This is a genomic window from Actinomadura fulvescens (genome assembly GCF_039533225.1).
Taxonomy (GTDB): Bacteria; Actinomycetota; Actinomycetes; order Streptosporangiales; family Streptosporangiaceae; genus Spirillospora; species Spirillospora fulvescens.
This window is the reverse complement of sequence record NZ_BAAATD010000005.1, coordinates 94,848-104,195: the sequence shown is the minus strand read 5'-3', so window position 1 is coordinate 104,195 and position 9,348 is coordinate 94,848. Positions and strand designations below refer to the sequence as shown.

Here is a 9,348-nt window from a genome sequence, read left to right as displayed (position 1 = left end):
CCCGCATCCCCAGGATGCGGGCCACCGCGTGCTTGGGACCCGTGCGGCTCTGACGCAGGTCAGAGGGCTGAGGCCGTGAGCGTGAGGGCCGCCTTGTCGCCCAGGGAGACGGTGCCCGGGTGGGTGACGTCGGCGTAGACGCCCAGGTTGGCGGCCGAACGGGTGGTCACCGAGCGGAGGATGGCACGGTCGGCCGGGAGCCCTTCCTGGGGCTGGGTGATCATCACGCAGCGGCGGCAGCCGCCGGTGACGTGGATCTGGGCTTGGCCGAGGTCGACGTGGTGGTCGACGGGGGGTTCTTCCGCGCCGTCGAGGACGATGTTGGGACGGAAGCGGCGGACCTCCCAGGCGCCCTCGGGGTGCCATTCGCGGGCGGCGCGGAGGGTGGCGCGGCTGAGCAGGTGGAGGGGGGAATCGTCCACGAAGCCCCAGGGCGGGAGCTCGAAGGTCGAGTCGTCGTCGCCGTACTCCTCGATCCGGGCGCCCTGCGCGGGGGTGTGGAGGAGGTGGACGGGGCGTTCGAGCCAGGCGCTCAGGACCATGTCGACGGCGGGATCGGAGCTGTGCACCCGGATGCCCGTGGGCAGGACGATCTCCGCGCCGCCGCTCTGCAGGCGCGCGCGGGCCCGCAGGAGGACGGGCATGCGCTTGGCGGTGAGGACCTTGCCGGTCCGGGCGTCGACCAGGGCGAAGGCGCGGTCGCCGATGACGCCCCGGGGGCCGAGCTCGAGATCGGTCACTCGCTGGCCGCCCAGGGACTTCACCGGGTAACGCCACAGTTCCGAGACCCACATCATGCCGCTGAGCGTGCCAGCGGAGGTCAGACGGTGTGTAGATCCAATCGCGCTGCCTTGGACCGGTCGCAGACCTCCTGGTGCGCCACGGCGAGACGGCGGACACCTTCGATCAGCGTCTCGGGCGGGTGCACGAACGGGATGCGCACGTAGTTCTCCAGCGTGCCGCCCATGCCGAAACGGGGGCCCGCGGGGATGCGTACCCCGTGGGCGGCGGCGGCACGGCAGAGCCGGGAGCTCGCCGGACGGCCGATGTCGGCCCACAGGACCAGGCCGCCGGCCGGCTCGGTGAAGGACCAGCCGGGGAGGTGGTCGCGCAGGGCGCCGATCAGCGTTCCGCGCTGCTCGGTCAGGACGCGCCTGCGCGTGATGACGAGCTCGTCGTAGCTCTCGAAGAGCCGCGCGGCGATGTACTGCTGGACGATGGGGTTGCCGGCGTCCAGCGACTCCCGTACGCGGACCAGGCGGTCGATCAGGGTCGAGGTCGTGCGGATCCAGCCGATGCGCAGGCCGCCCCAGCAGACCTTGCTCATCGAGCCGATGGTGATGATGCGCGACGGGTTGCCGTGCGCGGTGAGCGGAAGGGGCAGGCGGCCGGGTTCGGCGCTGAGGTCGGAGACGGTGTCCTCCACGACCAGCCGGGTGCCCGCCTCGCGGGCGGCGATCGCGATCGCGCGGCGGGCCTGGGCGGGCATCACCTGCCCGGTCGGGTTGTGGAAGTCGGGCATCAGGTAGCCGAGCACCGGGCGCGCCCGAAGCAGGGTCGTCCGCACCATGTCGACGTCCCAGCCGTCCGTGCCCACGGAGACGGCCACCGGACGTCCCCCGGCGTGGCGGATCGCGTTGTGCACCGTGGGATGCACGGGGGACTCCATGAGGACGCGGTCGCCGTTGGCCACGAAGAGCCGGAGCAGCAGCGTCCAGGCCTGCTGGGCGCCGTTGGTCACCATGATCTCTTCGGGGAGGGTGGGCAGGCCCCGGCGGGAGTAGCGGTCGGCGATGGCCTTGCGGAGCGAGGGAATGCCGGTCAGGTCGTAACCGGGCTGGTCGGTGTGCCGGGCCAGCTCCGGCGCGCACTCCACGACGGTCTGGGTGAGCAGCGGCTCCGGTGCCGGCAGGCAGGCCATGGCGAAGTCGATCTCCGCGGGCGCGGGGTCCGGCGCCCACGTGACGCCGCGGGGAGTGTCGGCGCGGGGCGGCAGGGAGATGTAGCTGCCGGCGCCGCGGCGGCTGTGCAGGTAGCCCTCGGTGCGCAGCAGGCCGTACGCCGCCGCCACCGAGTTGCGGCTGACGCCCAGGTACTGGGCCAGGGCGCGTTCGGCGGGCATGCGGGTGTCGGGTTGGAGCCGTCCGTCGTTGATCACGTAGCGGATCGCCGCGGCGAGCTCTTCGTAGATGACGCCTTCGCGTGACCAGGGCCCGAGGACCCTGGCGAGTTGCTCGGCATTAACAGAGTTAAACGATCGGTTAACTCTAGGATGGGTCATGGATTCACGTGCCCCGTTCCTAAGAGCCCCGGCAGGGCCCTCGGCCCCTTGTGGGGGCGAGGGACCTCGTCCGAAGCGCGGTCATGCTCTGGGAGCGCGGTCATGGTGACAGCCCGGTTCAAGGGAGACAAGGTCGATCAGCCGCCCGGACCGTAGGCCGGCCCCTCGTCAGCCGGCCCCTCGTTGCTTGATCACCGACACGATAGTCCGTAATGTCCCCGCAACCTAGCGGCGGCGGGTGACCAGGCCGCTCACTCGGCTCGACGTATCAGGTCAGGTGCCGTGCGGCCGGAAGCGGCCAAAGCCCGTCCGGCCCCGAGGGGGCCAAGGGTTCCGGATTGGCTCTATGCCCGGCCGCCGGGCCTCCCTAAGGATGCGTATGCACGTTCGGCATAGGCAGAACGCAATTCGGCATAGGCAGAACGCAAGGGGAGAGCACGTGGCAAAGCTCGATCGGGAACGGCTGGAGAAACTCGCCCAGGAAAGCATTGAGCGGCAGTTCGAGCGCGTGACCAAGATGCGCGAGTTCCACACCGGGGAATGGACCGACCGCGAGTACTTCGTCCGGCACAAGACCGAGACCGTGCTGCGGATCCGCCTCAACAACGAGGTCGACTCGTACGCGCTGTTCAAGGTGGGCTCCAAGGACGACGCCCTCGCGGCCAAGCTCGCGCAGTACCTGGCCGAGGAGTACGGCCACGAGAACATGTTCACCCGGGACCTGGTCAAGTTCGGGCTCACGATGGACGAGCTCAACGCCACGCCGGTGTTCCCGTCGACCGCCAAGCTGATGGGGTACCTGCGGCTCGCCGCCGACTCGCGCGGCCCGGCGCCGACCACGGTCTGGGACTGGTTCGTCGAGTGGTACTCCGACCGCTACAACCAGATCATCCTCAACAAGGCCACCGAGGAGTTCGGCAAGGAGTTCACCCGCGGCTCGCAGTCGCACCTGGACTTCGACGAGGACCACGACCACGACGAGCTGATGTTCAAGACCGTCTCGCTCGCGGTCGAGGGGTTCGGCAACCCTGAGCAGGCCTACCAGGACCTGGTGACCTACATCGACCTGATCGGCGACTACTTCCAGGAACTGTACGAGGCGACCGTCGGCCGGCGGGCGGAGGCCACGCCCGAACTGGCCGAGGTCTGACACCGGTCGATCGGCCGTGGCCCAGCGGCGGCCACGGCCGGTCCCTGGTGGACCACCAGACGGGACTCAGTGTGAGCACAGCACCAACCACGGGGGCGTCGTCGGTGCCTGACGACGTTCGGCAAGCACTCATCGACAAGGTGGCCGGCGACTCGTTCTCCTGCGTCGCGGCCAAGACCGCCGAGCGGCGCGGAACCATCGTGCACCGGCACTACGGCGTGATGGGCGACGAGGCCACCACCGAGGCCCTGCACGCCGACCTCGCCGGGTTCGCGGCCGCCAAGGACGACATCGACCTTCTGCTGGCGTCCTTCGTGGCGACCTTCGACGGTCCGGGCGACCTGACCGAGGAGGAGTTCGACGAGGTTCTCTGGCACCAGTTGCAGCGTCTGCACGATCTCGATTCGGCGCGATTCGGCTGGTCTGAAGGGGTGGATTCGGATCCTGCGTCGCCGAACTTCGGGTTCAGCGTGGGCGAGCATCCGTTCTTCGTGGTCGGACTTCATCCGCGGTCGTCCCGGATCACCCGGCGTTTCGAGCGTCCGGCGATCGCGTTCAATTCACATGTCCAGTTCGACCGGCTCAAGCAACGCAATATCTATCCACGGCTCCAGCGCGAGACGCGCGCTCGGGAGATGACATTGCAGGGCTCATTGAATCCCAATCTCGCGGAATTCGGAGAGACCTCGGAAGCCGTTCAGTATTCCGGTATGGCGGTGGACGGCGACTGGAAATGCCCCTTTCGGCCGCACGTCCGGGAAGGGAGCACCCGATGACGGCGTCATGGGCGGTGGTCACCGGTGCCTCCTCGGGCATCGGCTGGGCCGTCGCGGAACACCTGCTCAAGGACGGTCACCATGTCGCCGCCTGGGCGCGCCGCGAGGAGCGGCTGGCCGGGCTTGTGGAACGTTACGGCGCTGATCGCGTCCGGGTGAACCAGGTGGACGTGCGGGACGGGGCCACCGTCCGGGCGGCGGTCGCCGACCTGACCGGCGACGGCGCGGAGATCGGTCTCCTGGTCAACAACGCGGGCCTGTCCCTGGGCCTCGGGCCCCTGGACGACGGTGACGCGGGCGACTGGCACACGATGGTGCAGACCAACATCGAGGGCCTGCTCGCCTGCACGCACGCCGTGCTGCCGGGCATGCGCTCGGCCGGGCGCGGCCACATCGTCAACATCGGGTCGCTGGCCGCCGAGTATCCGTTCATGGGCGGCAACGTCTACGCCGGCACCAAGGCGTTCGTCCACCACCTGACCGCCAACCTGCGGGTCGACCTGCAGGGCAGCGGCGTGCGCGTCACCTGCGTGGCTCCCGGCATGGTGCGCAGCGAGTTCGCCCTGGTCCGCTTCGGCGGCGACCGGGACCGCGCCGACGCGCTCTACTCGGGCATCGAGCCGCTCACCCCCGACGACGTGGCGGACGCGGTCGTCTGGGCGCACCGCTGTCCGGCGAACGTGAACGTGAACTACATCGAGCTCATGTCGCTCGACCAGCCGTACGGCCTCGCTCTGACCCGTCGAAAGGACGCCAGATGACCGGCCTCGTCAGCTCCTACAACGACTTCGACCCGCTGGAGGAGATCGTCGTCGGGACGGCGAACGCCTACCACCTGCCGCCGGTGGACACCTCCCTGCGGCACTTCTTCCAGCTCGACGGCGCCGGCACCGATCGGGCGGACGCGGCGCGGCTCGCCCGGGTGATCGAGGAGACCGAGGAGGACCTCGCGGCGTTCACCGAAGCCCTCACCGGCCTCGGCGTGCGCGTCCGGCGGCCTGAGCCGGTCGGCCTCGGCGAACGGCTGGCGCAGCCCGGCTGGGAGGCCGAGGCCAACCACGCCCTCATGCCGCGCGACTGCCTGCTGGTGGTCGGCTCCACGGTCGTGGAGGCGCCGATGCCGGTACGGGCGCGCTACGCCGAGACGTTCCCCTACCGCGGCCTGCTCACCGAGTACTTCGAGGCCGGCGCGCGCTGGATCGCCGCGCCACGGCCGCGGCTGCCCGAGGAGACCTATCTCTTCACTCCGGACGGGCCCGTCCTCGCCGAGCACGAGCCGCTCTTCGACGGCGCCAACGTCATCAGATGCGGCGCGGACCTGTTCTTCAACGTCAGCAACACGGGCAACCGGCTCGGCGCGCGCTGGCTCGCCCGCGCGGTCGGCGACGAGTTCACCGTCCACGAGATCTCGATCTGCGACGACCACGTCGGCACCACGCTGCACCTGCTGCGGCCCGGGCTGCTGCTCGCCAACGCGGGACGGCTCGGCCAGGACGACATCCCGGCGCCGCTGCGGTCGTGGAAGACGCTCTGGTTCGACGACCCGGCCGACGACGGCTACGGCCTGGACTGGGCCCGCGCCTCGACCTGGATCGGGATGAACATCGTGTCGGTGGACCGGGAGACCGTGATCGTCCCGGCCGCGCAGAACGGGCTGGTCCGGCAGCTGGAGAAGGAGGGCCTCACCGTCGTCCCGGTGCCCTACCGGCACGGCCGCACGTTCGGCGGCGGGTTCCACTGCTGCAGTCTCGACGTCCGGCGCCGTGGCTCCCTTGAGTCGTACCTGTAGGGGGCCGCGTTCATGACCCGTCAGAGGAACATCGACATCGTGCTGAGCCGCGGTGGGCCGGACATCGTCGACGTGCGGTTCCGGCCGGCGTCGGCGGACGATGTGGACGGCGTGTTCGAGTTGTCGCGGCCCTTCATGAAGTCGGGCGCCCTCATCACCCGTGAGCGGGGGTTCTTCGACGAGCGGGCGGAGGAGTTCTTCGTCCTGGACGTCGGCGGCGTGCTCGCGGGCTGCGCCGGCCTGAGCCGGGTCGGCGACATCGCCGAGATCTTCAACGTGGCCGTCGCGGAACAGTGGCAGGGGCTCGGCATGGGCCGCATCCTGCTGGCCTGCATGCTCGGCGCCGCCCGGCGCGAGGGCTACGACGGGGTCATCCTGTTCTCGCGGACGACGACCCGCTGGTTCGAGCGGCAGGGCTTCGAGCCCGCCGATCCCTCCACGCTGCCGACCGACCGGGTGGCGCTGCTCGACGCGTCCCGCGGCTCCACGATGCTGCGCCGCACGATCCCGCCGGTGGGCTCGGGCGAGGTGCTGGAGGCGCTCACCGCGCCGCAGGTGCGGTTCGCGCGGTCCGGCGGCGAGTACACGTGGGAGTGGGAACACGACTCGCTGCTGCGGTTCGCCGAGCATCACGGCATCGACACCGAGTCGCTGTGCTGGGCGGGGGTCTGCGGTACCTGCGCGACCGGGCTCAAGCAGGGGTCGGTGGTCTATCACATGCCGCCCGAGGCCAAGCCGGAGAACGGGGAGGTGCTGCTCTGCGTCTCGCAGCCGGCGACCGATGTGGTGCTCGACCGATGAGAGGAAGAACAGGGCGAGATGACGGAGTATGAGGGACGCGTCCTGCTGGTGGAGCCCACGCCGGGCTGCGGCGGGATCCTGCTCCGCGCGCGGGAGCTGGGTCTGGAGACGATCGTCGTCTCGTACGACGAGGGGGACCGGCGGCTGTCGGACGGGGTGCGCGAGCTGACCGACCGGCTGGTGGTCCTGGACGCCAACGACGAGGACCTGCTGACCGAGGCGGTGCTGCGGCTGCACGCCGAACGGCCGCTGACCGCGCTGATCCCGGGCTTTGAGTTCTACGTGGACGTCGTGGCGCGGCTGGCCGGCCGCCTCGGGCTGCCGGGCCTGCCCGCCGCGACGGTCGACGGGCTGCGCGACAAGGCGCTGATGCGCGCCAGGGCGGCCGAGGCGGGACTGCGCGTGCCGCGGCTCGCCACGGTCACGTCGGCGGACCAGCTCGCGGACGCCGCCGCGAAGGTCGGCTTCCCGCTGGTGCTCAAGCCGCGCGCCTCGGCGGGCAGCGTGCACGTCTCGCGCGCCGACGACCACGCAGGGCTGCGGCGGGCCTACGACTGGATGCTGAACGATCCGCGGACCGACCTCGGGCGCCGCATGGACGGCCGGGCGGTCGTGGAGGAGTATCTCGACGGCCCGGAGCTCACGGTCGAGGGGTACGTCGCGGACGGCACGGTCGTGATCGCCTCGGTCACCGGCAAGTTCCTCGGCCCCGAGCCCACGTTCGTCGAGACGGGCCACATCGCCCAGGCCGACCTGCCGCGGGCCACCCGGGACGCCGTCGAGACGTTCGTCCGGAGGCTGTGCGCGGCGCTCGACCTGACGCTCGGCCCGTTCCACTGCGAGCTGCGGCTCGTGGACGGCGAGCCGGTGCTCATCGAGATCGGCGCCCGGCTGCCCGGCGGCCACATCATCGAGCTCGTCGAGCTCGCCACCGGGATCTCGCTGCCGAACGTGATGCTGGCCGCCTACACCGGTCTCGACCTCGCGACGGTCGCGCCGCCGCGGGCACCGCGCGCCAAGTACGCGGGCATCGCGCTGCTGATCGCGCCGGGCGTCGAGACCGTGGGCGGCGTGTCGGGCTGGGACGCCTGGAGTGTCGGCGGCGACATCCTGGAGGCCGAGCTGTACGTGTCGCCCGGCGACCCGGTGCCGCCGCTGGAGGACTTCCGGGCCCGGCTGGGACACGTGATCTACACGGCCGACTCGTACGCCGAGGCCGCCGCGCGGTGGCGGGAGATCACCGAGTCGGTGCGGATCCTGGGGGTGGACGATGCCTAGGTATCTCGTCATCAACCGGTTCGACGACGAGTTCGGGGAGTACCACCGGTTCGTCCCGGCGAAGGACCACCGGCTCGCCTACATCACGCTCCAGCACGGACTGCCGATCCTCGACACCGACGGCGCCCTGGACACGGTGGTGGTGGACGATCTCACGTTCGAGACCGTGCTGCCCGTGGCCCGGCGCCTCACCGCCGACCTCGGCCCGTTCGACGGGGTGGTGGGCATCTCGGAACGGGACGTGCTGACGGCCGCGCGCCTGCGGACCGCGCTGGGGATTGCGGGCTGGACGCCCGAGTTCGTGAGCGCGTTCCGCGACAAGCCGCGGATGAAGGAGATCGTCGGCGCCGCCGGCCTGCCCGTGCCGCGGTTCCAGGCGGTCGGCGAGGACACCACGGCGGAGCGGGTGGTCGCCGACCTCGGGCTCCCGGTCATCCTCAAGCCGCGCGACGGCGCCGGTTCCAAGGGCGTGGTGCTGGCGCGGTCCGTGGCCGGGCTGGCGGAGGCCCTGGCCGACGCGCGTTCCTCGCCGGCCGGTCCGGACGGCTACGAGTGCGAGGAGTACGTGGCGGGCGACATCTACCACGTCGACGGCATCCGGCGCGGCGGGCTGTTCCATTTCGTGAGCGCGTCGGTCTACGTCAACACCTGCCTGGACTTCATGGACGGCATGCCGCTCGGCTCGCTGCTGCTGGACGAGGGCGACGGCACACGCGACCGGCTGATCGCGTTCGCGTCGCGCTGCCTGGACGCGCTCGGCCTGCGGGACGGCCCGTTCCACCTGGAGGTCTTCGGGCGGCCGGACGGCGAGCTGGTCTTCCTGGAGATCGGCCTGCGGCCGGGCGGCGCGGAGGTCGCGTTCATCCACCGCGACCTGTTCGGGATCGACCTGTTCGGGGAGGCGTTCCGGGCGACGCTCGGGCTGCCGCCGCTGACGCCGCGCGAGGCGTTCCGGCCCGCCGCGGCGGGCGGCTGGGTCAGCGTGCCCGAGCCGCGTCCACTGCCGAGCCGCGCTCTCTCGCGCACCTCGATGCTCGGCGTGGTCCCCGAGGTGTACGCCGAGGTGATCCCCGACGTCGGGGCGGTCTTCGACGGGACCGGCGGCTACGACCACATCGGCGGCCGCTTCCGGCTGCGCGGACCCGACCACGCCACCGTGCGGCGCGGCGTGCTGGAGGTCATGGCGCGCTACGAGCTGATCGCCGAGCCCATCGGGCGGGCCGGCTGCGCGACCTGGTCGAGGGTCCCGGCGCACGGCCCGAAGGGGGACTGA

The 9,348-nt window shown here is 71.1% G+C and carries 9 protein-coding genes; 7 read left to right on the top strand and 2 right to left on the bottom strand.

Annotated elements, in window-relative coordinates; all coding sequences use genetic code 11:
- Positions 1-59 precede the first annotated feature (59 nt).
- Both ABD333_RS19495 and yczR read right to left on the bottom strand, forming a co-directional pair.
- Positions 60-797 carry an MOSC domain-containing protein gene (locus tag ABD333_RS19495; protein ID WP_344542813.1) on the bottom strand — a complete coding sequence of 246 codons (738 nt, stop codon included), beginning with the start codon at positions 795-797 and terminating at the stop codon, positions 60-62.
- A 23-nt stretch (positions 798-820) separates the two neighbouring features.
- Positions 821-2,281: a MocR-like transcription factor YczR gene (yczR, locus tag ABD333_RS19490; protein WP_344542812.1), complete on the bottom strand. Its 1,461-nt coding sequence runs from the start codon at positions 2,279-2,281 to the stop codon at positions 821-823.
- Positions 2,282-2,720: 439 nt separating this feature from the next.
- Between yczR and ABD333_RS19485 the strand changes: the two genes are divergently transcribed.
- The 7 genes from ABD333_RS19485 to ABD333_RS19455 all read left to right on the top strand — a co-directional run bounded on the left by ABD333_RS19485 (position 2,721) and on the right by ABD333_RS19455 (position 9,348).
- Positions 2,721-3,431, top strand: coding sequence for a heme oxygenase-like domain-containing protein (locus tag ABD333_RS19485; protein ID WP_344542810.1), 711 nt, complete (start codon positions 2,721-2,723; stop codon positions 3,429-3,431).
- A gap of 104 nt (positions 3,432-3,535) precedes the next feature.
- Entirely contained in the window at positions 3,536-4,207 is a 672-nt protein-coding gene (gene gntA, locus ABD333_RS19480) for a guanitoxin biosynthesis heme-dependent pre-guanitoxin N-hydroxylase GntA (RefSeq protein ID WP_344542808.1), read from the top strand.
- Positions 4,204-4,968, top strand: coding sequence for an SDR family NAD(P)-dependent oxidoreductase (locus tag ABD333_RS19475; protein ID WP_344542806.1), 765 nt, complete (start codon positions 4,204-4,206; stop codon positions 4,966-4,968). Before gntA ends, ABD333_RS19475 begins: the two co-directional genes overlap by 4 nt.
- Positions 4,965-5,996: a glycine amidinotransferase gene (locus tag ABD333_RS19470; protein WP_344542804.1), complete on the top strand. Its 1,032-nt coding sequence runs from the start codon at positions 4,965-4,967 to the stop codon at positions 5,994-5,996. The genes ABD333_RS19475 and ABD333_RS19470 overlap by 4 nt, the downstream gene beginning before the upstream one ends.
- A gap of 12 nt (positions 5,997-6,008) precedes the next feature.
- Positions 6,009-6,797: a GNAT family N-acetyltransferase gene (locus ABD333_RS19465; RefSeq protein ID WP_344542802.1), complete on the top strand. Its 789-nt coding sequence runs from the start codon at positions 6,009-6,011 to the stop codon at positions 6,795-6,797.
- Positions 6,798-6,815: 18 nt separating this feature from the next.
- Positions 6,816-8,075 carry an ATP-grasp domain-containing protein gene (locus ABD333_RS19460; RefSeq protein ID WP_344542801.1) on the top strand — a complete coding sequence of 420 codons (1,260 nt, stop codon included), beginning with the start codon at positions 6,816-6,818 and terminating at the stop codon, positions 8,073-8,075.
- On the top strand, positions 8,068-9,348 hold the full coding sequence (locus tag ABD333_RS19455; RefSeq protein WP_344542799.1) for an ATP-grasp domain-containing protein: 1,281 nt from the start codon (positions 8,068-8,070) through the stop codon (positions 9,346-9,348). Before ABD333_RS19460 ends, ABD333_RS19455 begins: the two co-directional genes overlap by 8 nt.

What these genes read in the sequence shown, in the direction of transcription:
- ABD333_RS19495 (WP_344542813.1), bottom strand. Translation starts at nt 797, where the DNA reads ATGATGTGGGTCTCGGAACTGTGGCGTTACCCGGTGAAGTCCCTGGGC.
- yczR (WP_344542812.1), bottom strand. Translation starts at nt 2,281, where the DNA reads ATGACCCATCCTAGAGTTAACCGATCGTTTAACTCTGTTAATGCCGAG.
- ABD333_RS19475 (WP_344542806.1), top strand. Translation starts at nt 4,204, where the DNA reads ATGACGGCGTCATGGGCGGTGGTCACCGGTGCCTCCTCGGGCATCGGC.
- ABD333_RS19470 (WP_344542804.1), top strand. Translation starts at nt 4,965, where the DNA reads ATGACCGGCCTCGTCAGCTCCTACAACGACTTCGACCCGCTGGAGGAG.
- ABD333_RS19465 (WP_344542802.1), top strand. Translation starts at nt 6,009, where the DNA reads ATGACCCGTCAGAGGAACATCGACATCGTGCTGAGCCGCGGTGGGCCG.
- ABD333_RS19460 (WP_344542801.1), top strand. Translation starts at nt 6,816, where the DNA reads ATGACGGAGTATGAGGGACGCGTCCTGCTGGTGGAGCCCACGCCGGGC.
- ABD333_RS19455 (WP_344542799.1), top strand. Translation starts at nt 8,068, where the DNA reads ATGCCTAGGTATCTCGTCATCAACCGGTTCGACGACGAGTTCGGGGAG.